We start from the raw sequence: 26607 nt of genomic DNA on the forward strand, positions 1-26607 counted from the left end.
GAATAAACGCCCCTGTTAATGAATATCTGGCATGTTGTACTAAAAATCGATGTTTTGCTTTGACAATCCCCTGGTGTTTTGCGAAAACATTCGAGGAAGAAAAAAAACAGTATTCTTATATGCGCATAACCATGCATGTAAATACCATGTTTACCGTGCTAGTGAAATCTACGTATGGCGTGGACAGACGCCATTCGTGATGTCGATAGCTGCCACCAGGCAACGGTCTTCTCACCGTAGACCAGGCATTGCGCGCCGTGAATCTTAATGATTTCGGTCTATCGTGACGGGTAGCGACTCTGAACAGTGATGTTTCAGGGTCAGACAGGAGTAGGGAAGGAATACAGAGAGACAATAATAATGGTAGATAGCAAGAAGCGCCCTGGCAAAGATCTCGACCGTATCGATCGTAACATTCTTAATGAGTTGCAAAAGGATGGGCGTATTTCTAACGTCGAGCTTTCTAAACGTGTGGGACTTTCCCCAACGCCGTGCCTTGAGCGTGTGCGTCGGCTGGAAAGACAAGGGTTTATTCAGGGCTATACAGCGCTGCTGAACCCCCATTATCTGGATGCATCACTTCTGGTATTCGTTGAGATTACTCTGAATCGTGGCGCACCGGATGTGTTTGAACAATTCAATACCGCTGTACAAAAACTTGAAGAAATTCAGGAGTGTCATTTAGTATCCGGTGATTTCGACTACCTGTTGAAAACACGCGTGCCGGATATGTCAGCTTACCGTAAGTTGTTGGGGGAAACCCTGCTGCGTCTGCCTGGCGTCAATGACACACGGACATACGTTGTTATGGAAGAAGTCAAGCAGAGTAATCGTCTGGTTATTAAGACGCGCTAACACGAACAGGTGCAAAATCGGCGTATTTTGATTACACTCCTGTTAATCCATACAGCAACAGTACTGGGGTAACCTGGTACTGTTGTCCGTTTTAGCATCGGGCAGGAAAAGCCTGTAACCTGGAGAGCCTTTCTTGAGCCAGGAATACACTGAAGACAAAGAAGTCACATTGACAAAGTTAAGTAGCGGCCGCCGCCTTCTGGAGGCGTTGCTGATCCTTATTGTCCTGTTTGCCGTCTGGTTGATGGCTGCCTTACTAAGCTTTAACCCTTCGGACCCCAGCTGGTCGCAAACGGCCTGGCATGAGCCTATCCATAATTTAGGTGGAATGCCCGGTGCGTGGCTGGCAGATACGCTGTTCTTTATTTTTGGCGTGATGGCTTACACCATTCCCGTCATTATCGTCGGCGGCTGTTGGTTTGCCTGGCGTCATCAGTCCAGTGACGAATACATTGATTATTTTGCCGTTTCGCTACGCATCATTGGCGTTTTGGCGCTCATCCTTACCTCTTGTGGTCTGGCGGCAATCAACGCTGACGATATCTGGTATTTTGCCTCTGGTGGCGTCATCGGCAGCTTACTAAGCACTACGCTACAACCACTGCTACACAGTAGCGGGGGAACTATTGCGCTGCTCTGCGTTTGGGCAGCGGGCCTGACGCTGTTCACCGGTTGGTCATGGGTGACCATTGCTGAAAAACTCGGCGGCTGGATTTTAAACATTCTCACCTTCGCCAGTAATCGTACCCGTCGCGATGATACCTGGGTCGATGAAGATGAGTATGAAGACGACGAAGAATATGAAGATGAAAATCGCGGCAAACAGCATGAATCGCGCCGTGCCCGTATTCTTCGCGGCGCGCTAGCACGTCGTAAACGTCTGGCGGAAAAATTCATTAATCCGATGGGGCGGCAAACAGATGCTGCGTTGTTCTCCGGTAAGCGGATGGATGATGAAGAAGAGATTACCTACACTGCACGCGGTGTGGCTGCCGACCCTGACGACGTCCTCTTTTCGGGCAATCGTGCAACGCAGCCAGAATATGACGAATACGATCCATTATTAAACGGTGCGCCAATTACCGAACCTGTTGCTGTAGCAGCTGCTGCTACCACGGCGACACAAAGCTGGGCTGCACCGGTTGAACCTGTGACTCAGACGCCGCCAGTTGCCTCTGTTGATGTTCCACCTGCGCAACCTACAGTAGCCTGGCAGCCTGTACCGGGGCCACAAACGGGAGAGCCGGTTATTGCTCCTGCACCGGAAGGTTACCCTCAGCAGCCACAATATGCGCAGCCTGCAGTGCAATATAATGAGCCGCTGCAACAACCTGTACAGCCACAGCAGCCGTATTATGCGCCTGCAGCTGAACAGCCTGTGCAACAACCTTACTACGCTCCTGCGCCGGAACAGTCTGCGCAACAGCCGTATTACGCCCCTGCGCCAGAACAACCGGTGGCAGGTAACGCCTGGCAAGCCGAAGAGCAGCAATCCACTTTTGCTCCACAGTCTACATACCAGACGGAGCAAACTTATCAGCAGCCAGCCGCTCAAGAACCGTTATACCAACAGCCGCAATCCGTTGAACAGCAGCCTGTTGCGGAGCCTGAACCCGTTGTAGAAGAGACAAAACCCGCACGTCCGCCGCTTTACTATTTTGAAGAAGTGGAAGAGAAGCGTGCCCGTGAACGTGAACAACTTGCGGCCTGGTATCAACCGATTCCTGAACCGGTTAAAGAACCAGAACCGATTAAATCATCGCTGAAAGCACCTTCTGTTACAGCAGTACCTCCAGTAGAAGCCGCTGCCGCTGTTTCTCCGCTGGCATCTGGCGTGAAAAAAGCGACATTGGCGACGGGGGCTGCCGCAACCGTTGCCGCACCAGTCTTCAGTCTGGCAAATAGCGGTGGACCGCGTCCGCAGGTTAAAGAGGGGATTGGCCCGCAGTTGCCACGACCGAAACGTATCCGGGTGCCAACTCGTCGTGAACTGGCGTCATATGGCATTAAGCTGCCCTCACAGCGTGCAGCAGAAGAAAAAGCCCGTGAAGCCCAGCGCAATCAGTACGATTCCGGCGATCAGTATAACGATGATGAAATCGATGCGATGCAGCAGGATGAACTGGCGCGTCAGTTCGCCCAGACGCAGCAGCAACGCTATGGCGAACAGTATCAACATGATGTGCCAGTCAACGCAGAAGATACAGATGCTGCAGCAGAGGCAGAACTGGCTCGTCAGTTTGCTCAAACTCAACAGCAACGTTATTCGGGCGAACAACCGGCTGGGGCGAATCCGTTCTCGCTGGATGATTTCGAATTTTCGCCAATGAAAGCTTTGCTGGATGATGGGCCACACGAACCGCTGTTTACGCCAATTGTTGAACCTGTACAGCAGCCGCAACAACCGGTAGTGCCACAGGCGCAGTATCAGCAGCCGCAACAACCGATAGCGCCGCAGCAGCAATACCAGCAGCCACAACAACCGGTAGCGCCGCAGCAGCAATATCAGCAGCCACAACAACCGGTTGCACCGCAGCAGCAATATCAGCAGCCGCAACAGCCGGTTGCACCACAGCAGCAATATCAGCAGCCGCAACAGCCAGTTGCGCCGCAGCCGCAGTATCAGCAGCCACAACAACCGGTTGCGCCGCAGCCGCAGGATACCCTGCTTCATCCGCTGTTGATGCGTAATGGCGACAGCCGTCCGTTGCATAAACCGACGACGCCGCTGCCTTCTCTGGATTTGCTGACACCGCCACCGAGCGAAGTGGAACCGGTAGATACCTTTGCGCTTGAACAAATGGCGCGTCTGGTGGAAGCGCGTCTGGCTGATTTCCGTATTAAAGCCGATGTCGTCAATTACTCTCCGGGACCGGTTATCACTCGCTTTGAATTGAATCTGGCACCGGGCGTAAAAGCGGCGCGCATTTCTAACTTGTCTCGTGACCTTGCCCGTTCACTTTCGACGGTCGCGGTGCGTGTCGTTGAAGTTATTCCTGGCAAACCTTATGTAGGTCTGGAGTTACCGAATAAAAAACGACAAACCGTTTATCTGCGCGAAGTTTTGGATAACGCCAAATTCCGCGATAATCCGTCGCCATTAACCGTGGTGCTGGGTAAAGATATCGCCGGTGAGCCGGTGGTTGCCGATCTGGCGAAGATGCCGCACTTGTTGGTTGCGGGGACTACCGGTTCCGGTAAATCTGTCGGTGTGAACGCGATGATCCTGAGCATGCTTTATAAAGCACAGCCAGAAGATGTGCGTTTCATCATGATCGACCCGAAAATGCTGGAGCTTTCGGTTTATGAAGGCATTCCGCACCTGTTAACGGAAGTTGTTACCGATATGAAAGATGCCGCCAACGCGCTGCGCTGGTGTGTTAACGAGATGGAGCGTCGTTATAAACTGATGTCTGCACTGGGTGTGCGTAATCTGGCGGGTTATAACGAAAAAATTGCTGAAGCCGATCGCATGATGCGTCCGATTCCAGACCCGTACTGGAAGCCGGGTGACAGTATGGATGCCCAGCATCCGGTGCTGAAAAAAGAACCGTACATTGTGGTGTTGGTGGACGAATTTGCCGACCTGATGATGACGGTAGGTAAAAAAGTGGAAGAGCTGATAGCACGTCTGGCGCAAAAAGCCCGTGCTGCAGGTATCCACCTCGTACTGGCAACGCAGCGTCCATCGGTTGATGTTATTACTGGTCTGATTAAAGCGAATATTCCGACCCGTATTGCCTTTACCGTTTCCAGCAAGATTGACTCCCGTACCATTCTTGATCAGGCTGGCGCGGAATCACTGCTGGGTATGGGGGATATGCTTTACTCTGGGCCGAACTCCACGTTGCCGGTACGTGTTCATGGTGCTTTTGTTCGCGATCAGGAAGTTCATGCCGTGGTGCAGGACTGGAAAGCGCGTGGTCGCCCACAGTATGTTGACGGCATCACCTCCGACAGCGAAAGCGAAGGTGGTGCGGGTGGTTTCGATGGCGCTGAAGAATTGGATCCGTTGTTCGATCAGGCGGTGCAGTTTGTCATTGAAAAACGCAAAGCGTCAATTTCAGGCGTACAGCGTCAGTTCCGCATTGGTTATAACCGTGCAGCGCGTATTATCGAACAGATGGAAGCGCAAGGGATTGTCAGCGAACAGGGGCACAACGGTAATCGTGAAGTGCTGGCCCCACCGCCGTTTGACTAATTAATGCATCGTAGGCCGGATAAGGCGAGGTAGCGTTGCATCCGGCACTCTATCAACTGAAAATTCAGTATTTTCTTCTTTCCTCAAGCTGATTATTAGCCTGGAATAGAGAGTAGAGGGAACTCCCGATCGGGAGTGACGTAATTTGAGGAACAATGATGAAAAAAATTGCCATCACCTGTGCATTACTCTCAAGTTTAGTGGCGTCCAGTGTTTGGGCTGATGCCGCAAGCGATCTGAAAAGCCGTCTGGATAAAGTCAGCAGCTTCCACGCCAGTTTCACACAAAAAGTGACTGACGGTAGCGGCGCTGCGGTGCAGGAAGGTCAGGGCGATCTGTGGGTGAAACGTCCAAACTTATTCAACTGGCATATGACTCAACCTGACGAAAGCATTCTGGTTTCTGACGGTAAAACACTGTGGTTCTATAACCCGTTCGTTGAGCAAGCTACGGCAACCTGGCTGAAAGATGCCACCGGTAATACGCCGTTTATGCTGATTGCCCGCAACCAGTCCAGCGACTGGCAGCAGTACAATATCAAACAGAATGGCGATGACTTTGTCCTGACGCCGAAAGCCAGCAATGGCAATTTGAAGCAGTTCACCATTAACGTAGGGCGTGATGGCACAATCCATCAGTTTAGCGCGGTGGAGCAGGACGATCAGCGCAGCAGTTATCAGCTGAAATCCCAGCAAAATGGGGCTGTGGATGCAGCGAAATTTACCTTCACCCCGCCGCAAGGCGTCACGGTAGATGATCAACGTAAGTAGAGGCACCTGAGTGAGCAATCTGTCGCTCGATTTTTCGGATAATACTTTTCAACCTCTGGCCGCGCGTATGCGGCCAGAAAATTTAGCACAGTATATCGGCCAGCAACATTTGCTGGCTGCCGGGAAGCCATTGCCGCGCGCTATCGAAGCTGGGCATTTGCATTCTATGATCCTCTGGGGGCCACCGGGTACCGGCAAAACAACCCTCGCTGAAGTTATAGCCCGTTATGCGAACGCTGATGTGGAACGTATTTCTGCCGTCACCTCTGGCGTGAAAGAGATTCGCGAGGCGATCGAGCGCGCTCGGCAAAACCGCAATGCTGGTCGCCGCACTATTCTTTTTGTTGACGAAGTTCACCGTTTCAACAAAAGTCAGCAGGATGCATTTCTGCCACATATCGAAGACGGCACCATCACTTTTATTGGTGCAACCACTGAAAACCCGTCATTTGAGCTTAATTCGGCACTGCTTTCCCGTGCCCGTGTCTACCTGTTGAAATCCCTGAGTACAGAGGATATCGAACAGGTACTGACTCAGGCGATGGAAGACAAAACCCGCGGTTATGGTGGTCAGGATATCGTTCTGCCGGGTGAAACAAGACGCGCCATCGCTGAATTGGTGAATGGCGACGCGCGCCGCGCGTTAAATACGCTGGAAATGATGGCGGATATGGCTGAAGTCGATGATAGCGGTAAGCGAGTCCTGAAGCCTGAATTACTGACCGAAATCGCCGGTGAGCGTAGCGCCCGCTTTGATAACAAAGGCGATCGCTTTTACGATCTGATCTCTGCACTGCATAAATCGGTGCGTGGGAGCGCACCCGATGCGGCGCTGTACTGGTATGCGCGAATTATTACCGCCGGTGGAGATCCGTTATATGTCGCGCGTCGCTGCCTGGCGATTGCGTCTGAAGATGTGGGTAATGCTGACCCACGGGCGATGCAGGTGGCAATTGCGGCCTGGGATTGCTTTACTCGCGTTGGTCCGGCTGAAGGTGAACGTGCCATTGCTCAGGCGATTGTTTACCTGGCCTGCGCGCCAAAAAGTAACGCTGTCTATACCGCATTTAAAGCCGCGCTGGCCGATGCTCGCGAACGTCCGGATTATGACGTGCCGGTTCATTTGCGTAATGCGCCGACGAAATTAATGAAGGAAATGGGCTACGGTCAGGAATATCGTTATGCTCATGATGAAGCAAACGCTTATGCTGCCGGTGAGGTTTACTTCCCGCCGGAAATAGCACAAACACGCTATTATTTCCCGACAAACAGGGGCCTTGAAGGCAAGATTGGCGAAAAGCTCGCCTGGCTGGCTGAACAGGATCAAAATAGCCCCATAAAACGCTACCGTTAATGTTATCGTTGCGGTAATGTTGTTACTGTATCCCTGTGGTCGCAGGCTGTGGCCACATCTCCCATTTAATTCGATAAGCACAGGATAAGCATGCTCGATCCCAATCTGCTGCGTAATGAGCCAGACGCAGTCGCTGAAAAACTGGCACGCCGGGGCTTTAAGCTGGATGTAGATAAGCTGGGCGCTCTTGAAGAGCGTCGTAAAGTATTGCAGGTCAAAACGGAAAACCTGCAAGCGGAGCGTAACTCCCGATCGAAATCCATTGGCCAGGCGAAAGCGCGCGGGGAAGATATCGAGCCTTTACGTCTGGAAGTTAACAAACTGGGCGAAGAGCTGGATGCAGCAAAAGCCGAGCTGGATGCTTTACAGGCTGAAATTCGCGATATCGCGCTGACCATCCCTAACCTGCCTGCAGATGAAGTGCCGGTAGGTAAAGACGAAAATGACAACGTTGAAGTCAGCCGCTGGGGTACCCCGCGTGAGTTTGACTTTGAAGTTCGTGACCACGTGACGCTGGGTGAAATGCACTCTGGCCTCGACTTTGCAGCTGCAGTTAAGCTGACTGGTTCCCGCTTTGTGGTAATGAAAGGGCAGATCGCTCGCATGCACCGCGCACTGTCGCAGTTTATGCTGGATCTGCATACCGAACAGCATGGCTACAGTGAGAACTATGTTCCGTACCTGGTTAACCAGGACACGCTGTACGGTACGGGTCAGCTGCCGAAATTTGCTGGCGATCTGTTCCATACTCGTCCGCTGGAAGAAGAAGCAGACACCAGTAACTATGCACTGATCCCAACGGCAGAAGTTCCGCTGACCAACCTGGTACGCGGTGAAATCATCGATGAAGATGATCTGCCAATTAAGATGACCGCCCACACCCCATGTTTCCGTTCTGAAGCAGGTTCATATGGTCGTGACACCCGTGGTCTGATCCGTATGCACCAGTTCGACAAAGTTGAAATGGTGCAGATCGTGCGCCCGGAAGACTCAATGGCGGCGCTGGAAGAGATGACTGGTCATGCAGAAAAAGTCCTGCAACTGCTGGGCCTGCCGTACCGTAAAATCATCCTTTGTACCGGCGACATGGGCTTTGGCGCTTGTAAAACTTACGACCTGGAAGTATGGATCCCGGCACAGAACACCTACCGCGAGATCTCTTCCTGCTCCAACGTTTGGGATTTCCAGGCGCGTCGTATGCAGGCACGTTGCCGCAGCAAGTCGGACAAGAAAACCCGTCTGGTTCATACCCTGAACGGTTCTGGTCTGGCTGTTGGCCGTACGCTGGTTGCGGTAATGGAAAACTATCAGCAGGCTGATGGTCGTATTGAAGTACCAGAAGTTCTACGTCCGTATATGAACGGACTGGAATATATTGGCTAATACCCAATTTTTCTGAATCTAAAAAGCGCCTGCGGGCGCTTTTTTTGTCTCCCTTTGATACCGAACAATAATTACTCCTCACTTACACGTAATACTACTTTCGAGTGAAAATCTACATATCTCTTTGATTTTCAAATTATTCGATATATACAAGCCTATATAGCGACCTGCTATAGAAATAATTACACAATACGGTTTGTTACTGGAATCAATCGTGAGCAAGCTTGAGTGAGCCATTATGAAAACGAAAATCCCTGATGCGGTATTGGCTGCTGAGGTGAGTCGCCGTGGTTTGGTAAAAACGACAGCGATCGGCGGCCTGGCAATGGCCAGCAGCGCATTAACATTACCTTTTAGTCGGATTGCGCACGCTGTTGATAGTGCCCTTCCGGCAAAGTCAGACGAAAAGGTAATCTGGAGCGCCTGTACAGTTAACTGTGGTAGCCGCTGCCCGCTACGTATGCACGTTGTGGACGGTGAAATTAAATATGTTGAAACGGATAATACCGGCGATGACAACTATGACGGCCTGCACCAGGTGCGCGCCTGTCTGCGTGGGCGTTCCATGCGTCGCCGTGTCTACAATCCGGACCGCCTGAAATATCCGATGAAACGAGTCGGGGCGCGCGGTGAAGGCAAATTCGAGCGCATTAGCTGGGAAGAAGCCTACGACATCATCGCGACCAATATGCAGCGCCTGATCAAAGAGTACGGCAACGAGTCTATCTATCTGAACTATGGTACCGGTACGCTGGGCGGCACCATGACCCGCTCCTGGCCGCCGGGAAATACCCTGGTCGCTCGCCTGATGAACTGCTGCGGCGGTTATCTGAACCATTACGGTGACTACTCTTCCGCGCAAATTGCGGAAGGTTTGAACTATACCTACGGCGGCTGGGCAGATGGTAACAGCCCGTCGGATATCGAAAACAGTAAACTGGTAGTGCTGTTTGGTAATAACCCTGGCGAAACGCGAATGAGTGGCGGTGGGGTGACTTACTATCTTGAACAGGCGCGCCAGAAATCTAATGCTCGCATGATCATCATCGATCCGCGCTATACTGACACCGGTGCCGGGCGCGAAGATGAGTGGATCCCTATTCGTCCGGGAACAGATGCCGCACTGGTTAACGGTCTGGCGTATGTCATGATCACCGAAAACCTGGTGGATCAGGCATTCCTCGATAAATATTGCGTTGGCTACGACGAGAAAACACTGCCAGCCAGTGCGCCGAAAAATGGTCACTATAAAGCTTATATTCTGGGTGAAGGGCCAGATGGCGTGGCTAAAACGCCGGAATGGGCCTCGCAAATCACCGGTGTTCCGGCAGACAAAATCATCAAATTGGCTCGTGAAATCGGTAGTACCAAACCGGCGTTTATCAGCCAGGGATGGGGCCCGCAGCGTCACGCTAACGGTGAAATCGCAACCCGTGCTATCTCGATGCTGGCGATTCTGACCGGTAACGTTGGTATTAACGGGGGCAACAGCGGCGCGCGTGAAGGTTCATACAGCTTACCTTTTGTCCGTATGCCGACCCTCGAAAACCCGATCCAGACCAGCATTTCGATGTTTATGTGGACCGATGCCATTGAACGAGGCCCGGAAATGACAGCGCTGCGTGATGGTGTGCGCGGGAAAGATAAGCTGGATGTGCCGATCAAAATGATCTGGAACTATGCCGGTAACTGCCTGATTAACCAGCATTCTGAAATCAACCGTACCCATGAAATCCTTCAGGATGATAAGAAGTGCGAGCTGATTGTGGTTATCGACTGCCACATGACTTCATCGGCGAAATATGCTGACATCCTGCTGCCTGACTGCACCGCTTCCGAACAGATGGACTTTGCACTGGATGCATCCTGCGGGAATATGTCTTACGTGATTTTCAACGATCAGGTGATTAAACCGCGCTTTGAATGTAAGACCATCTATGAAATGACCAGCGAACTGGCAAAACGTCTTGGCGTTGAGCAACAGTTTACTGAAGGCCGTACACAGGAAGAGTGGATGCGGCATCTGTATGCCCAGTCGCGGGAAGCGATTCCTGAACTGCCAACGTTTGAAGAGTTCCGCAAGCAGGGGATCTTTAAAAAGCGCGACCCACAAGGGCATCACGTTGCTTATAAAGCCTTCCGTGAAGATCCGCAGGCAAATCCACTGACCACGCCATCGGGTAAAATTGAGATTTATTCGCAGGCGCTTGCTGACATTGCCGCTACCTGGGAATTGCCAGAAGGCGATGTGATCGATCCACTGCCGATCTACACGCCGGGCTTTGAAAGTTATCAGGATCCGCTGAACAAACAATATCCGCTGCAGCTTACGGGTTTCCACTATAAATCTCGCGTTCACTCAACTTACGGCAACGTTGATGTGCTGAAAGCGGCTTGCCGTCAGGAAATGTGGATCAACCCGCTTGATGCGCAAAAACGCGGTATCAACAACGGCGATAAAGTCAGGATCTTTAACGATCGTGGTGAGGTTCATATTGAGGCGAAAGTGACGCCACGAATGATGCCGGGTGTGGTCGCACTGGGTGAAGGTGCCTGGTATGACCCGGATGCAAAACGTGTCGATAAGGGCGGTTGTATCAACGTACTGACCACTCAACGTCCGTCTCCTCTCGCTAAGGGGAATCCGTCACATACAAACCTTGTTCAGGTTGAAAAGGTGTAAGGAGTAACCGATGACAACCCAGTATGGATTTTTTATTGATTCCAGCCGTTGCACCGGTTGCAAAACCTGCGAGCTGGCTTGTAAAGACTACAAAGATTTGACGCCAGAAGTCAGTTTCCGCCGCATTTATGAATATGCTGGCGGCGACTGGCAGGAAGATAACGGTGTCTGGCACCAGAACGTGTTTGCCTACTATCTGTCGATTTCATGTAACCACTGCGAAGATCCGGCTTGTACTAAAGTCTGCCCGAGCGGTGCGATGCATAAACGTGAAGATGGTTTTGTTGTGGTCGATGAAGATGTATGCATTGGCTGCCGTTACTGCCATATGGCTTGCCCGTATGGCGCACCGCAATATAACGAAACGAAAGGCCATATGACCAAATGCGATGGTTGTTATGACCGTGTTGCGGAGGGGAAGAAGCCGATCTGTGTTGAATCTTGCCCGCTGCGGGCGCTGGATTTCGGCCCTATCGACGAGCTGCGTAAAAAACATGGCGATTTGGCGGCTGTTGCGCCGTTGCCGCGAGCTCACTTTACCAAACCGAATATTGTGATCAAACCCAATGCCAACAGCCGCCCGACCGGGGATACCACTGGCTATCTGGCAAACCCGAAGGAGGTGTGAGATGGGAAGTGGATGGCATGAATGGCCGCTGATGATCTTCACGGTCTTCGGGCAATGTGTAGCAGGTGGTTTTATCGTTCTGGCTTTGGCGCTGCTCAAAGGCGACCTGCGAGCAGAAGCCCAGCAGCGTGTTATTGCCTGCATGTTTGGCTTATGGGTGCTGATGGGTATTGGCTTTATCGCCTCTATGCTTCATCTTGGTTCACCGATGCGCGCCTTTAACTCGCTCAACCGGGTAGGGGCTTCAGCACTCAGTAACGAAATCGCCAGCGGTTCGATCTTTTTTGCTGTTGGTGGCATCGGCTGGTTACTGGCAATGCTGAAAAAGCTGTCACCGGCATTGCGTACGCTGTGGCTGGTGGTGACGATGGTTCTTGGCGTAGTCTTTGTCTGGATGATGGTGCGTGTCTATAACAGCATCGATACCGTACCCACCTGGTACAGCATCTGGACACCGATGGGCTTCTTCCTGACGATGTTCATGGGCGGCCCGTTACTGGGTTACCTGTTACTGAGTCTGGCTGGCGTCGATGGCTGGGCGATGCGTCTGCTGCCAGCTATTTCTGTACTGGCCCTGGTAGTGAGTGGCGTGGTGTCAGTGATGCAGGGCGCAGAGCTGGCGACTATTCATAGCTCTGTGCAGCAGGCCGCAGCGCTGGTGCCGGACTATGGTGCGCTGATGTCCTGGCGGATCGTGCTTTTGGCTGTTGCCCTGTGCTTGTGGATTGCACCACAGCTAAAAGGTTATCAGCCTGCGGTTCCGCTACTTTCCGTATCATTCATTCTGCTTCTGGCAGGGGAATTAATCGGTCGTGGCGTATTCTATGGTTTGCATATGACCGTGGGGATGGCCGTCGCAAGTTAATGAGTAACAACCGGGGTTTCGGCCCCGGTTCTCTTTTATTTCTGCTTCGTTAACGTGTCATAACTGGTCATCAAATTACGATAATCAGGAATATGGTTAGAGAACAACGTCGCCAGTCCTTCAATATCATTACGCCAGTCGCGATGCAGCTCGCACGCCACGCCGAACCATGTCATCAATTGCGCACCCGCTTGCGACATTCGATCCCACGCCGAGTGCCGGGTAATTTCGTTAAAGGTTCCTGACGCGTCAGTCACGACAAAGACATCAAACCCTTCTTCAATTGCCGAAAGTGCCGGGAACGCAACGCAAACTTCGGTTACCACACCAGCGATAATCAATTGTTTTTTACCTGTCGCTTTTACCGCTTTCACAAAATCTTCGTTATCCCAGGCGTTAATATTTCCCGGGCGAGCAATGTAAGGTGCATCAGGGAACTGTGCTTTCAGTTCCGGAACTAATGGGCCGTTAGGGCCGGTTTCAAAACTGGTAGTAAGAATTGTTGGTAAGTTGAAGTATTTAGCTAAGTCGCCCAGCGCCAGCACGTTATTTTTAAACTTATCGGGTTCAATATCCCGTACAAGGGAAAGTAAACCAGCCTGGTGATCAACAAGCAAAACGGCAGCATCATTTTTATCGAGACGAACATACGGTTTGGTCATCCTCTTCTCCTTTCGAGAGTCAGCGGTACGTCTGAAATCGGTCAGACGCGATGCATTGCTCTGAAAGCATAGACGGGAAATATGAGTTTGCTGTGACCATGAAATTTTTCGACTGAACGAAGCGTATGAAATTTGTGTTAGATCAATAAAAACAATCAGATGAGATTAATCGTCTCTCCAGCATTAGCGTTATGAATGAGTAATATAAATCGATAATACCTCAGCTGCGATATGCGCGTATTTTCACCCATTGACAATGTTTTTGGCGGTGGCATGATGCGCATGAAATTTGAACTTCCTCACGGTTTTAATTCATGTCCACGTATACCCGGCCTGTCATGCTTTTGCTGTCTGGCCTGCTTTTGTTGACTTTGGCGATCGCAGTGTTAAATACACTCGTGCCGCTTTGGCTCGCCCAGGAACATATGTCCACATGGCAGGTAGGCGTTGTCAGCTCATCCTATTTTACCGGCAACCTGGTCGGTACATTGCTGACAGGGTATGTCATTAAGCGCATTGGCTTTAACCGCAGCTATTATCTGGCCTCCTTCATTTTTGCCGCTGGCTGTGCCGGCCTTGGCCTGATGATTGGATTCTGGAGCTGGTTGGCGTGGCGTTTTGTCGCCGGCGTCGGCTGTGCCATGATTTGGGTGGTTGTTGAGAGCGCGCTGATGTGCAGTGGGACGTCACGTAACCGTGGGCGTTTGCTTGCTGCGTATATGATGGTTTATTACGTGGGAACGTTTTTAGGCCAGTTACTGGTCAGCAAAGTTTCAACCGAGCTGATGTCCGTATTGCCGTGGGTTACAGGTTTGACGTTGGCAGGGATCTTACCGCTGTTGTTTACGCGTGTGCTGAATCAGCAGGCTGAAAACCATGATTCGACGTCAATTACGTCCATGCTAAAACTCCGTCAGGCGCGGCTTGGCGTGAATGGCTGCATTATCTCAGGAATCGTTCTGGGATCTCTATATGGCCTGATGCCGCTGTACCTCAATCACAAAGGGGTGAGCAATGCCAGCATTGGTTTCTGGATGGCGGTACTGGTCAGTGCGGGTATCCTTGGACAATGGCCGATTGGACGTCTGGCGGATAAGTTTGGTCGACTGCTGGTGTTGCGTGTCCAGGTCTTTGTCGTCATTCTCGGCAGTATCGCGATGCTTAGCCAGGCGGCGATGGCCCCAGCGTTATTCATCCTCGGTGCCGCTGGCTTTACGCTATATCCGGTGGCGATGGCATGGGCTTGCGAGAAAGTTGAACATCATCAACTGGTGGCGATGAACCAGGCCTTACTGTTGAGCTATACTGTGGGAAGTCTGCTTGGCCCGTCATTTACTGCCATGCTAATGCAGAATTTCTCCGATAATTTATTGTTTATCATGATCGCCAGCGTATCGTTTATCTATTTGCTGATGCTGCTTCGCAACGCCGGTCATACGCCGAAACCCGTTGCTCACGTGTAAATGAATTAACGCAGAGTGTGAACTTACTGTTTCACACTCTGCTTTTTTGTTTCTTCTCTCTGACTTGCTTTTTTCAAAATTTTATTCGTTTCAAAATAAAATGTGCAGCAGGTTATAATTTTGCATTTCGCTATTTCCGCACTTCTTATTTGCCGCGCATAATCCCTCGTTTTACAGATGCCCCTTTAATTTTGGCGAAGGATTTGTCTATGGCTGGGAATGTTCAGGAAAAACAGCTGCGATGGTACAACATTGCGCTGATGTCTTTTATCACTGTCTGGGGTTTTGGCAACGTTGTTAATAACTACGCCAACCAGGGGCTGGTGGTTGTTTTTTCATGGGTGTTTATCTTTGCGCTCTATTTCACACCTTATGCGCTAATTGTTGGTCAGTTAGGCTCGACCTTCAAAGATGGGAAGGGCGGGGTCAGTACCTGGATTAAACACACGATGGGACCCGGACTGGCTTACCTCGCCGCGTGGACCTACTGGGTAGTGCATATTCCCTATCTGGCACAAAAACCCCAGGCAATACTGATTGCGCTCGGTTGGGCGATGAAAGGCGACGGTTCGTTAATCAAAGAATATTCCGTCGTAGCGTTACAGGGGTTAACGCTGGTGCTGTTTGTCTTCTTTATGTGGGTTGCTTCACGCGGTATGAAATCGCTGAAAATCGTCGGTTCTGTGGCAGGGATTGCGATGTTTGTTATGTCGCTCCTGTATGTGGCGATGGCGGTAACCGCGCCTGCGATTACTGAAGTGCATATTGCGACCACAAACATTACCTGGGAAACGTTTATTCCTCATATCGACTTTACCTACATTACCACTATTTCAATGCTGGTCTTTGCGGTTGGTGGAGCAGAGAAGATTTCTCCCTACGTTAATCAAACGCGCAACCCAGGAAAAGAATTTCCAAAAGGGATGTTATGCCTGGCGGTGATGGTTGCGGTGTGCGCGATCCTTGGATCGCTTGCAATGGGGATGATGTTTGACTCCCGCAATATTCCCGATGACTTAATGACCAACGGCCAGTATTACGCCTTCCAGAAGCTGGGCGAGTATTACAGCATGGGTAATACTTTAATGGTGATTTACGCCATTGCGAATACTCTGGGTCAAGTAGCTGCGCTGGTATTCTCGATTGATGCGCCGCTTAAAGTATTATTAGGCGATGCTGACAGCAAATATATTCCTGCCAGTTTATGTCGTACCAACGCATCTGGTACGCCCGTTAATGGCTATTTTCTGACCCTGGTGCTGGTGGCGATCCTGATTATGCTGCCGACTCTCGGCATCGGTGATATGAACAATCTCTATAAATGGCTGTTGAATCTTAACTCGGTAGTGATGCCGCTGCGTTATTTATGGGTATTTGTTGCATTTATTGCAGTTGTTCGCCTGGCGCAGAAATATAAGCCGGAATATGTCTTTATTCGTAATAAGCCGCTGGCAATGACCGTCGGAATTTGGTGTTTTGCCTTTACCGCTTTTGCCTGCCTGACTGGTATTTTCCCGAAAATGGAAGCCTTCACCGCAGAGTGGACATTCCAGTTGGCGCTGAATGTTGCAACGCCGTTTGTGCTGGTGGGATTAGGGCTGATATTCCCGCTGCTGGCGCGTAAAGCGAATAGCAAATAATTATTGTGGTCGGTGACGCTGACTCTGGCAGATCTGACCCGTTTTTACATAATCGAGAAATGCGCGCAAGCCGCAGGACATATACTGGCGGTTTGGGTAATAGATCTGGAAGCCTGGACGCTCTGTGATCCAGTCTTCCAGTACACATTCTAAACGACCGGTATCAAGGTACTCCTTGATCTGTTCATAGAGCAGATACCCGATACCAGCACCCATCAAAACGGCATCCAGTTCAGCATCAACATCATCCAGAATGATATTTCCTGCGACAGCAATTTCCAGCTCCTTTGCAAATTGCCAGTGGAAAGGTTTGCCGCTGGGATAACGAAAAACAACACATTGATGATTAAGCAGATCATGAGGATGGCGGGGTTTGCCATATCTTGCAAAGTACTCTGGCGTTGCTGCTACACATAATTTCACTGGCGGGCCGATCGCCACGCTGATCATATCTTTTTCGACGATGCCACTAAGTCGAACGCCAGCGTCAAAGCCCTGCTGGACGATATCAACAAGAGAGTCGTCAGTTGTGAGCTCGACTTTAATATCAGGATATTCACGTGTGAAACCAACCAGTAAAGGCATTAAAAATATACGTGCAGCTACCCGGGCGGCATTGATTTTGAGCGTACCTGTCGGTGTCAGACGAAAATCATTCATCTCATCTAACATGATCTGGATTTCGTCGAAAGCTGGGCGCAATCGTTCATAGAGATTAGAACCCGCTTCCGTTAACGATACGCTTCGGGTTGTCCGATTGAATAAGCGAATTTTAAGACGTTGTTCCAGTGTTTTAATACTATGGCTAATGGCGGACGAAGATAAGCCTAACTCATCGCCTGCTGCACGAAAGCTTTGATTACGGGCCACGGCAAAGAAAGTGGCAAAGTCAGACATATTCATCCGCATTAGTGAAAATCCTTCATTAACTCATCCTGAATCATCACGTTTACAGGATGATGCCGCCTGCGTAAAGTGCGCTCCAGAACTTAACGTGGAGGTAAAATTATGCAGTCTGAACGTATTTATTTGGTATGGGCCCATCCTCGTCATGATTCATTGACCGCACATATTGCTGATGCGATCCATCAGCGGGCAATGGAGCGGAAAATACAGGTGACGGAACTCGATTTATATCGGCGTAATTTCAACCCGGTGATGACGCCGGAAGATGAACCAGACTGGAAGAATATGGATAAACGTTATTCTCCAGAGGTTCATCAGCTTTATTCAGAGCTGCTTGAACATGACACGTTAGTGGTGGTTTTTCCTCTCTGGTGGTACAGCTTCCCAGCAATGCTAAAAGGATATATTGACAGAGTATGGAATAATGGGCTGGCTTATGGAGATGGGCACAAATTACCATTCAATAAAGTTCGTTGGGTGGCGCTGGTTGGAGGAGACAAAGAATCATTTGTCCAGATGGGCTGGGAAAAAAATATAAGCGATTATTTGATAAATATGTGCAGTTATCTTGGTATTGAAGATGCCGATGTCACTTTCTTGTGTAATACAGTGGTATTCGATGGGGAAGAACTTCACGCGAGCTATTATCAGTCGTTATTATCTCAGGTACGGGATATGGTAGATGCACTATAAGATGTGTTAAAAACGCTGTAGCAGAATGAAGCGCGGAATAACAAAGCGGCAACTCAATAAAGTTGCCGCTTTACGGGGAAATTAGAACATTACCTTATGACCGTACTGCTCAAGAATGCCTTTCACGCGTTCCATGGTCTCTTTCTTCGGTGGTTTAACACCATCAAGTTTGTATTCTTCACCCATCGCCACCCATTTGTGTTTGCCCAGCTCGTGGTAGGGGAGAAGCTCGATTTTCTCAACGTTGCCCATATCACGGGTAAATTCACCGAGGCGATGCGCTGAATCGTCATCGTCAGACCAGCCTGGGACAACAACGTAGCGGATCCACACCTTCACATTTTTATTCGCCAGATATTTAGCAAACTCCAGCGTGCGGTGGTTGGAAACTCCAACCAGATTTTGGTGGATCTCGTCGTTCATCTGTTTGAGATCGAGCATTACCAGGTCGGTTACTTCCAGCAGTTCATCAATCACCGGATCGTAACGACGAACAAAACCGTTGGTATCCAGACAGGTATGAATGCCTTCTTTTTTGCAGGCGCGGAACCAGTCACGAACAAACTCAGCTTGCAGGATTGCTTCACCGCCGGATGCGGTAACGCCGCCGCCGGAAGCGTTCATAAAGTGGCGATAGGTCACCACTTCCTTCATCAAATCTTCAACGGTAACTTCTTTACCGCCATGCGTGTCCCAGGTGTCGCGGTTATGACAATACAGGCAGCGCATCAGGCAGCCCTGGAAAAAGGTGATAAAGCGAATACCCGGGCCGTCTACGGTTCCACAGGATTCAAAGGAGTGAATGCGACCAATAACTGACATTGCGGTGTTTCTCCAGATGTGGCCCATCTGAGGCCGTGTTGGTGCGCAGCTCGAAGGCTACGTCGAGTCTGTTTTGGCAGTCACCTTAAAGTATAGATAGCTGACAAAAAAGGCTCTCGTGCTAAAAAAGGCCCCACTTTCGTGGAGCCTTTATTGTACGCTTTTTACTGTACGATTTCAGTCAAAACTAATTACATAGATTGAGTGAAGGTACGAGTAATAACGTCCTGCTGCTGTTCTTTAGTCAGCGAGTTGAAACGTACTGCGTAGCCAGATACACGGATGGTCAGCTGCGGATATTTTTCCGGGTTTTCCATCGCGTCGAGCAGCATTTCACGGTTCATCACGTTAACGTTCAGGTGCTGACCACCTTCGATGGATGCTTCGTGGTGGAAGTAACCATCCATCAGACCAGCCAGGTTGGTCTTACGAACTTCGTCGTCTTTACCCAGTGCGTTCGGAACGATAGAGAAGGTGTAGGAGATACCATCTTTAGCGTAAGCAAACGGCAGTTTAGCAACGGAAGTCAGAGATGCTACAGCACCTTTCTGGTCACGACCGTGCATCGGGTTAGCACCCGGTCCGAACGGCGCGCCAGCACGACGACCGTCTGGGGTGTTACCAGTTTTCTTACCATACACAACGTTAGAAGTGATGGTCAGAACAGACTGAGTCGGGATTGCGTCACGGTAGGTGTGCAGTTTCTGAATTTTCTTCATGAAACGTTCTACCAGGTCAACAGCCAGGTCATCTACACGCGGATCGTTGTTACCAAACTGCGGGTATTCGCCTTCGATTTCGAAGTCGATAGCCAGACCGTCTTCGTCACGAATCGGTTTAACTTTCGCATATTTGATTGCAGACAGGGAGTCAGCAGCAACGGACAGACCAGCGATACCACACGCCATGGTGCGGATAACGTCACGGTCGTGCAGCGCCATCAGAGAGGCTTCGTAGCTGTACTTGTCGTGCATGTAGTGGATGATGTTCAGTGCGGTGATGTACTGTTTAGCCAGCCAGTCCATGAAGTGATCCATGCGCTCCATCACTTCATCGTAGTTCAGGACGTCGCCTTTGATCGGTTCAGATTTCGGACCAACCTGCATTTTCAGTTTTTCGTCAACACCGCCGTTGATTGCGTACAGCATGGTTTTTGCCAGGTTTGCACGCGCACCGAAGAACTGCATTTGTTTACCAACGATCATCGGGCTTACGCAGCAAGCGATAGCGTAGTCATCGTTGTTGAAGTCCGGACGCATCAGGTCATCGTTCTCATACTGCAGAGAAGAGGTATCGATGGACACTTTAGCAGCGAATTTCTTGAAGTTCAGCGGCAGTTTTTCAGACCACAGAATGGTCATGTTCGGTTCCGGAGACGGACCCATGGTGTACAGGGTGTTCAGGAAACGGAAGCTGTTTTTGGTAACCAGGGTACGACCGTCGAGGCCCATACCACCGATAGATTCGGTTGCCCAGATCGGGTCGCCAGAGAACAGTTCATCGTATTCCGGAGTACGCAGGAAGCGAACCATACGCAGTTTCATGACCAGGTGGTCAACCATTTCCTGCGCTTCTTGTTCGGTGATCTTGCCAGCTTTCAGGTCACGTTCGATGTACACATCCAGGAAGGTGGAGGTACGACCGAAGGACATTGCAGCACCGTTCTGAGACTTAACAGCAGCCAGGTAGCCGAAGTAAGTCCACTGGATTGCTTCCTGAGCGTTGGTAGCCGGACCAGAGATGTCGTAGCCGTATTTCGCAGCCATTTCTTTCATCTGACCCAGAGCGCGGTGCTGTTCAGCGATTTCTTCGCGCAGACGGATAGTCTGTTCCAGGTTTACGCCGTTTTCCAGATCAGCCTGCAGAGAGGTGAACTGAGCGTATTTGTCTTTCATCAGGTAGTCGATACCGTACAGCGCAACGCGACGGTAGTCACCGATGATACGACCACGGCCATAAGCATCTGGCAGACCGGTCAGAACACCGGATTTACGGCAACGCAGGATGTCCGGAGTGTAAACGTCGAACACGCCCTGGTTGTGAGTTTTACGGTATTCAGTGAAGATTTTTTTGATCATCGGGTCCAGTTCGCGGTTGTACGCTTTGCAGGAACCTTCGATCATTTTGATACCACCGAACGGGATAAGAGCACGTTTCAGCGGAGCTTCAGTCTGCAGACCAACAACTTTTTCCAACGCTTTGTTGATGTAGCCAGCGTCGTGAGAGGTGATGGTGGAAGCAACAGCGGTGTCAAAGTCAACTGGCGCGTGAGTGCGGTTTTCCAGTTTAACGCCTTCCATTACTTTGTCCCACAGGGTGGTGGTCGCTTCAGTAGCGCCAGCCAGGAAGGACTCGTCACCCTCGTACGGAGTGTAGTTTTTCTGAATGAAGTCACGGACGTTTACTTCATTCTGCCAGTCACCTTTGGTAAAACCTTCCCAGGCTGTGGCTAACTTTTCATTAAGCTCGGACATGTAACACCTACCTTCTTAAGTGGATTTTTTATTTACTGCGTACTTCGACAACCATTAATGGTGATCGTTTTCACGCAGGTAAATGACCCAGTATGTCAACCCAACCAACAAACCACCGCCGATAATATTACCGATCGTAACCGGAATCAGGTTATCAGTGATGAAGTTCATCACGGTCAGGTGAGAAAAATTTTCCGGTGCAGAACCGACAGCGGTCCAGAATTCCGGAGATGCGAAGTCGCGGATTACAATACCCATCGGGATCATAAACATGTTTGCGATACTGTGCTCAAAACCGCTGGCAACAAACATCGCGACCGGCAGCACCATAATGAACGCTTTATCCATCAGGCTGCGGCCAGAATAACTCATCCATACTGCCAGACATACCATCAGGTTTGCCAGGATACCAAGGCAGACGGCCTCAATAAAAGTATGGTGCACTTTGTGGTCGGCGGTTTGTAGGACGTTTAGTCCCCATTGACCATTCGCGGTCATATACTCGCCGGAAAGCCACATTAAAAGTACAAACAGCAGTGCGCCGACCAGGTTGCCAAAATAGACATTTAGCCAGTTTTTCGCCAACTGACCCCAGGTGATGCGCCCACTCGCCTTAGCAACAACAATCAACACTGTGGAAGTAAAGAGATCGGCTCCGCAGACAACACAAAGAATCAGCCCCAGAGAGAAGCAAATGCCGCCAACCAGTTTTGCCATGCCGAAGGGCATTGTTCCTGTGCCAGTGGTTGCTGTGATATAGAAGACGAATGCGATTGAGATGAAAACACCGGCGGTAATCGCCAGATAGAAAGTCTTAAGCGGATGTTTCGTTGCTTTATAGACACCTGCCTCTTCGGCCACTTTGGCCATTGCTGCAGGAAGTAAAAGATCAAAAGGGTTGTCAGCTTTCACACTAACTCTCTCTTTATTAAGTCGGCGACGAGATACTAACAAAGCATTATAGATGAGAAATTGATATAGATCATATCTCGCCTGGCTTATAGGCCCGTAACTCGCATGGTTTTTATGCAAATACGGAGTAAATATTTGATTATCCAAATAAAAATAAATTTTAAAAATTAACAAATGAGTTGAATTTTTTCCGCATCCTCCGCTAAAACAGTTAATTAAAAGGGAGCACCAGGCGAATAAAGTAACAATATCGATCGTATTTATTAAATACAAATTACCGATATTTAACTTTATAATTACAATTATTTTATTAATGCAAATATATGTAAAACGGGGCATTAAAAAAACGCCCCGTAATATAACTCAGACGAATCATTAAGCCTACATTGCGTAGGCTATTTGATTTTATTTTGCCCAGAATGCTGCTTTGGCGCGCTGCAGCTTTTCGTATGCCTTCAACAACGACTGATGTGCAGCAAACGCGTGCAGATCGCTATCTACTGGTTGCAAGCCATAAAACGCCGCTTCGCCGCTCATTGCCGCACTGGCGGCTTCCACGGCATCTGCGCCGTACATGCGAACAAACGCATTCAGATATTGCAGCGGCTGGCGATCTTCTTCCTGCGCCAGTAATAACAACGTTTGCAGGCAGCGATAATAGTTGGCGCGTTCCGGATTAAATACTGATGAGTTAAACTCCATCGTCCATTCGGTCCAGACCAGAGCCTGTTCCAGATCGCCACCAGCCAGCGCCAGCATGGCTTTTAATTCTCCGATACGCAGGGTGTACCAACCGTTATCCGACCCGGTCGCCAGACCCAACAGCTCACGCACGCGAGTAAAGTCATCAAAACCTTCTTCATCCAGTTGCTCGATGAGGTTCAGGTAATCTTCTTTTTCCCACTCGCTGCCTGGGAGTGAAAGAATCGTTTCACGTAAATGGCTGCCCATGCTGTTATTCGCCAGCCACAGATCTTCTGCCGGATAAATATCGGACATGCCAGGCACGATAATGCGGCAAGCATAAACGCCCAGATGCTCGTAATCGGCAATATAAACTTCTTTATCTTCTTTGTTGAAGATAGCCATCAGCGTAGCAAACTCTTCTTCCGTGGTGCCTGAGAAGCTCCAGTCCACAAACGGATAATCGGCATCCTGCTTGAACAGGTCCCAGGAGATTAAACCGCTGGAATCGATAAAGTGCGTTTCGAGGTTGGTATGTTCAGCAACTTCTTCATCATCGAAGGTTGGCGGAGTAAACACATCCAAATCTTTCAGGCCACGACCTTGCAGCAGCTCGGTCACGGTACGCTCCAGTGCTACGCCAAAATCAGGATGCGCACCGAAAGAGGCAAAGCAGGTACCGTTAGCAGGATTGAACAGTACCACGCAAATCACCGGATACTGGCCGCCAAGCGAACCATCATAAGCAAAGATTGGGAAACCTTCTGCTTCCAGCGTTTCGATGGCTTCAACCACCGCTGGGTAACGCGCCAGCACGTCTGTCGGGATTTCCGGCAAGCTGATGCTTTCAGCAATAATGCGGTTTTTCACGTAGCGTTCGAAAACTTCGGACAACCCCTGAACGCGTGCTTCGTTTCGGGTATTGCCAGCGGACATACCGTTAGAAACGTACAGGTTACCAATGATATTCATCGGAATATAAACGATCTGATTGTCGGACTGGCGCGTAAACGGCAGACCGCAAATACCACGATCTTCGTTACCAGATTGTAGGTCAATCAGCATGCTGCCGGTCAGTTCATTCTCCGGATCGTAAAATGCGCGCAGACGGTCATCGAGCAGCCCTTCTGGTACATCGTCGTTTTCGGTCAGTGGGAACCATTTTTCGTTGGGATAATGCACGAATGGACCGTTGGCGATGGTTTCGCCCAGCCAGAAGTCAGCAAAAAAGTAGTTGGTAGACAGACGCTCGAAATATTCACCGAGTGCAGAAGCCAGCGCCGCTTTTTTGGTTGCGCCTTTACCGTTGGTAAAACACAGTGCGCACTCTTTGTCGCGAATATGTACAGACCAGACGTTAGGCACGGGATTCAGCCAGGAGGCCTCTTCAATCTGAAAACCGAGGTCTGAAAGTTTTTGCTGGAAGCGAGCGATGGAATCTTCCAGAGCGGCATCTTTGCCGGGGATAAATGTTTGCGTCATGAAAATCACTTTAGTCGTACGGAAAGCGCGCAATAATACGGGTTTTATCTCAAAGGCGCTATCACCGCCGCCAGGCAGATGAACTGTTGACTATGCTTTTAGTGGATAAACCACGATAAGAGCATAAAAATGAAGGCGTTTGATCTCCACCGTATGGCATTTGATAAAGTGCCTTTTGATTTCCTTGGCGAAGTTGCACTACGTAGTCTTTATACCTTTGTACTGGTTTTTTTGTTCCTCAAAATGACCGGCAGACGCGGTGTGCGGCAGATGTCGCTGTTTGAAGTGTTAATCATTCTGACGCTGGGGTCAGCGGCGGGAGATGTGGCGTTTTATGATGATGTGCCGATGGTTCCGGTGCTTATCGTCTTTATTACTCTGGCGTTGTTATACCGTCTGGTAATGTGGTTGATGGCGCACAGTGAAAAACTGGAGGATCTTCTGGAAGGCAAGCCGGTTGTCATTATTGAGGATGGTGAGCTGGCCTGGTCGAAACTCAATAACTCCAACATGACGGAATTTGAGTTCTTTATGGAGCTACGATTGCGCGGTGTAGAGCAGCTGGGGCAGGTACGTCTGGCGATACTCGAAACCAACGGGCAAATCAGTGTCTATTTCTTTGAAGATGACAAGGTTAAACCGGGTTTACTTATTTTACCCAGTGACTGTACTCAGCGTTACAAAGTGGTACCCGAGTCGGCGGACTATGCCTGCATCCGTTGCAGTGAAATCATTCATATGAACGCGGGGGAAAAACAATTATGTCCGCGCTGTGCAAATCCAGAATGGACGAAGGCAAGTCGGGCAAAACGGGTGACCTGACAGTAAAAACATCGGCTTTTTGCTAATAATCCGAGAGATTCTTTTGTGTGATGCAAGCCACATTTTTGCCCTCAACGGTTTTACTCATTGCGATGTGTGTCACTGAATGATAAAACCGATAGCCACAGGAATAATGTATTACCTGTGGTCGCAATCGATTGACCGCGGGTTAATAGCAACGCAACGTGGTGAGGGGAAATGGCTCAAATCTTCAATTTTAGTTCTGGTCCGGCAATGCTACCGGCAGAGGTGCTTAAACAGGCTCAACAGGAACTGCGCGACTGGAACGGTCTTGGTACGTCGGTGATGGAAGTGAGCCACCGTGGTAAAGAGTTCATTCAGGTTGCAGAGGAAGCCGAGAAGGATTTTCGCGATCTTCTTAATATCCCCTCCAACTATAAAGTATTGTTCTGCCACGGCGGTGGTCGCGGTCAATTTGCTGCAGTACCGTTGAATATTCTTGGTGATAAAACCACTGCAGATTATGTTGATGCCGGTTACTGGGCGGCAAGTGCCATTAAAGAAGCGAAAAAATACTGCAAGCCAAATGTCTTTGACGCCAAAGTGACTGTTGATGGTCTTCGTGCGGTTAAGCCAATGCGTGAATGGCAGCTCTCTGATAATGCCGCTTATATGCATTACTGCCCAAATGAGACCATCGATGGTATCGCCATCGACGAAACGCCAGACTTTGGTAAAGAAGTGGTGGTTGCAGCCGACTTCTCTTCAACGATTCTTTCCCGTCCAATTGACGTCAGTCGTTACGGTGTGATTTATGCTGGCGCACAGAAAAATATCGGCCCGGCGGGCCTGACAATCGTCATCGTTCGTGAAGACTTACTGGGTAAAGCGAATATCGCTTGTCCGTCGATTCTGGATTATTCCATCCTTAACGATAACGACTCAATGTTTAACACGCCGCCGACATTTGCCTGGTACCTGTCCGGTCTGGTATTCAAATGGCTGAAAGCGAACGGCGGCGTGGCTGCAATGGATAAAATCAATCAGCAAAAAGCAGAACTGCTGTATGGGGTGATTGATAACAGCGATTTCTACCGCAATGACGTGGCGAAAGCTAACCGTTCGCGGATGAACGTGCCGTTCCAGTTGGCGGACAGTGCGCTTGACAAATTGTTCCTTGAAGAGTCTTTTGCTGCGGGGCTGCATGCCCTGAAAGGGCATCGTGTGGTCGGCGGTATGCGTGCGTCAATTTATAACGCAATGCCTCTGGAAGGCGTTAAAGCGCTGACAGACTTCATGATTGAGTTCGAACGCCGTCACGGCTAATGCCGAAATTTTGCTTAATCC

19 protein-coding genes are annotated in these 26607 nt (G+C 49.9%); 13 read left to right on the forward strand and 6 right to left on the reverse strand.

Annotation, left to right across the window (positions count from 1 at the left end; translation table 11 throughout):
• Positions 1 to 360 precede the first annotated feature (360 nt).
• From lrp to dmsC, 8 genes are all read left to right on the forward strand, one after another.
• Positions 361 to 855 carry a leucine-responsive transcriptional regulator Lrp gene (lrp, locus tag QUE34_RS05330; RefSeq protein ID WP_000228473.1) on the forward strand — a complete coding sequence of 165 codons (495 nt, stop codon included), beginning with the start codon at positions 361 to 363 and terminating at the stop codon, positions 853 to 855.
• 133 nt (positions 856 to 988) lie between these two features.
• Positions 989 to 5056 carry a DNA translocase FtsK gene (gene ftsK / locus QUE34_RS05335; protein WP_103253269.1) on the forward strand — a complete coding sequence of 1356 codons (4068 nt, stop codon included), beginning with the start codon at positions 989 to 991 and terminating at the stop codon, positions 5054 to 5056.
• Positions 5057 to 5214: 158 nt separating this feature from the next.
• On the forward strand, positions 5215 to 5826 hold the full coding sequence (gene lolA / locus QUE34_RS05340) for an outer membrane lipoprotein periplasmic chaperone LolA (protein ID WP_001295343.1): 612 nt from the start codon (positions 5215 to 5217) through the stop codon (positions 5824 to 5826).
• 10 nt (positions 5827 to 5836) lie between these two features.
• Positions 5837 to 7180 (forward strand): replication-associated recombination protein RarA, encoded by a 1344-nt coding sequence (gene rarA, locus QUE34_RS05345; RefSeq protein WP_000067769.1) that lies wholly within the window; start codon positions 5837 to 5839, stop codon positions 7178 to 7180.
• A 90-nt stretch (positions 7181 to 7270) separates the two neighbouring features.
• Entirely contained in the window at positions 7271 to 8563 is a 1293-nt protein-coding gene (serS, locus tag QUE34_RS05350; RefSeq protein ID WP_000886683.1) for a serine--tRNA ligase, read from the forward strand.
• 238 nt (positions 8564 to 8801) lie between these two features.
• Complete coding sequence (gene dmsA / locus QUE34_RS05355; RefSeq protein WP_000850333.1) at positions 8802 to 11246, forward strand: dimethylsulfoxide reductase subunit A; 2445 nt, start codon at positions 8802 to 8804, stop codon at positions 11244 to 11246.
• 10 nt (positions 11247 to 11256) lie between these two features.
• The gene (gene dmsB, locus QUE34_RS05360) at positions 11257 to 11874 is read left to right on the forward strand and encodes a dimethylsulfoxide reductase iron-sulfur subunit DmsB (protein WP_000213098.1); all 618 of its coding nucleotides are present in this window, start codon (positions 11257 to 11259) and stop codon (positions 11872 to 11874) included.
• Between the two features lies 1 nt (position 11875).
• Positions 11876 to 12739 carry a dimethyl sulfoxide reductase anchor subunit DmsC gene (dmsC, locus tag QUE34_RS05365; RefSeq protein ID WP_000534649.1) on the forward strand — a complete coding sequence of 288 codons (864 nt, stop codon included), beginning with the start codon at positions 11876 to 11878 and terminating at the stop codon, positions 12737 to 12739.
• Positions 12740 to 12774: 35 nt separating this feature from the next.
• On the opposite strand, the gene ycaC is transcribed toward dmsC, so the two are convergent.
• Positions 12775 to 13401: an isochorismate family cysteine hydrolase YcaC gene (gene ycaC / locus QUE34_RS05370; RefSeq protein ID WP_000165876.1), complete on the reverse strand. Its 627-nt coding sequence runs from the start codon at positions 13399 to 13401 to the stop codon at positions 12775 to 12777.
• A gap of 314 nt (positions 13402 to 13715) precedes the next feature.
• On the opposite strand from ycaC, the gene QUE34_RS05375 reads away from it, so the two are divergent.
• Both QUE34_RS05375 and QUE34_RS05380 read left to right on the forward strand, forming a co-directional pair.
• On the forward strand, positions 13716 to 14864 hold the full coding sequence (locus QUE34_RS05375) for an MFS transporter (protein ID WP_000109295.1): 1149 nt from the start codon (positions 13716 to 13718) through the stop codon (positions 14862 to 14864).
• 209 nt (positions 14865 to 15073) lie between these two features.
• Complete coding sequence (locus QUE34_RS05380; RefSeq protein WP_000918528.1) at positions 15074 to 16504, forward strand: APC family permease; 1431 nt, start codon at positions 15074 to 15076, stop codon at positions 16502 to 16504.
• Here the strand turns inward: QUE34_RS05380 and QUE34_RS05385 are convergent, their stop codons facing one another.
• On the reverse strand, positions 16505 to 17413 hold the full coding sequence (locus QUE34_RS05385; protein ID WP_001242673.1) for a LysR family transcriptional regulator: 909 nt from the start codon (positions 17411 to 17413) through the stop codon (positions 16505 to 16507).
• A gap of 99 nt (positions 17414 to 17512) precedes the next feature.
• Between QUE34_RS05385 and QUE34_RS05390 the strand changes: the two genes are divergently transcribed.
• Positions 17513 to 18103, forward strand: coding sequence for an NAD(P)H oxidoreductase (locus tag QUE34_RS05390; RefSeq protein WP_032302794.1), 591 nt, complete (start codon positions 17513 to 17515; stop codon positions 18101 to 18103).
• 81 nt (positions 18104 to 18184) lie between these two features.
• Here the strand turns inward: QUE34_RS05390 and pflA are convergent, their stop codons facing one another.
• From pflA to ycaO, 4 genes are all read right to left on the reverse strand, one after another.
• Complete coding sequence (gene pflA, locus QUE34_RS05395; RefSeq protein ID WP_000111043.1) at positions 18185 to 18925, reverse strand: pyruvate formate lyase 1-activating protein; 741 nt, start codon at positions 18923 to 18925, stop codon at positions 18185 to 18187.
• A 191-nt stretch (positions 18926 to 19116) separates the two neighbouring features.
• Positions 19117 to 21399 (reverse strand): formate C-acetyltransferase, encoded by a 2283-nt coding sequence (gene pflB / locus QUE34_RS05400; RefSeq protein ID WP_001292814.1) that lies wholly within the window; start codon positions 21397 to 21399, stop codon positions 19117 to 19119.
• A gap of 54 nt (positions 21400 to 21453) precedes the next feature.
• Entirely contained in the window at positions 21454 to 22311 is an 858-nt protein-coding gene (focA, locus tag QUE34_RS05405) for a formate transporter FocA (RefSeq protein ID WP_000642546.1), read from the reverse strand.
• A gap of 405 nt (positions 22312 to 22716) precedes the next feature.
• Positions 22717 to 24477 carry a 30S ribosomal protein S12 methylthiotransferase accessory factor YcaO gene (gene ycaO / locus QUE34_RS05410; protein ID WP_032302795.1) on the reverse strand — a complete coding sequence of 587 codons (1761 nt, stop codon included), beginning with the start codon at positions 24475 to 24477 and terminating at the stop codon, positions 22717 to 22719.
• 129 nt (positions 24478 to 24606) lie between these two features.
• Here ycaO and QUE34_RS05415 point away from each other — a divergent pair, with 129 nt between their 5' ends.
• Positions 24607 to 25299 carry a DUF421 domain-containing protein gene (locus QUE34_RS05415; RefSeq protein ID WP_000642852.1) on the forward strand — a complete coding sequence of 231 codons (693 nt, stop codon included), beginning with the start codon at positions 24607 to 24609 and terminating at the stop codon, positions 25297 to 25299.
• A 198-nt stretch (positions 25300 to 25497) separates the two neighbouring features.
• Positions 25498 to 26586, forward strand: a complete 1089-nt coding sequence (serC, locus tag QUE34_RS05420; protein ID WP_000057129.1) for a 3-phosphoserine/phosphohydroxythreonine transaminase — start codon at positions 25498 to 25500, stop codon at positions 26584 to 26586.
• Positions 26587 to 26607 lie beyond the last annotated feature (21 nt).

This window comes from Escherichia sp. KS167_9B (assembly GCF_030295215.1).
Lineage (GTDB): Bacteria > Pseudomonadota > Gammaproteobacteria > Enterobacterales > Enterobacteriaceae > Escherichia > Escherichia coli_F.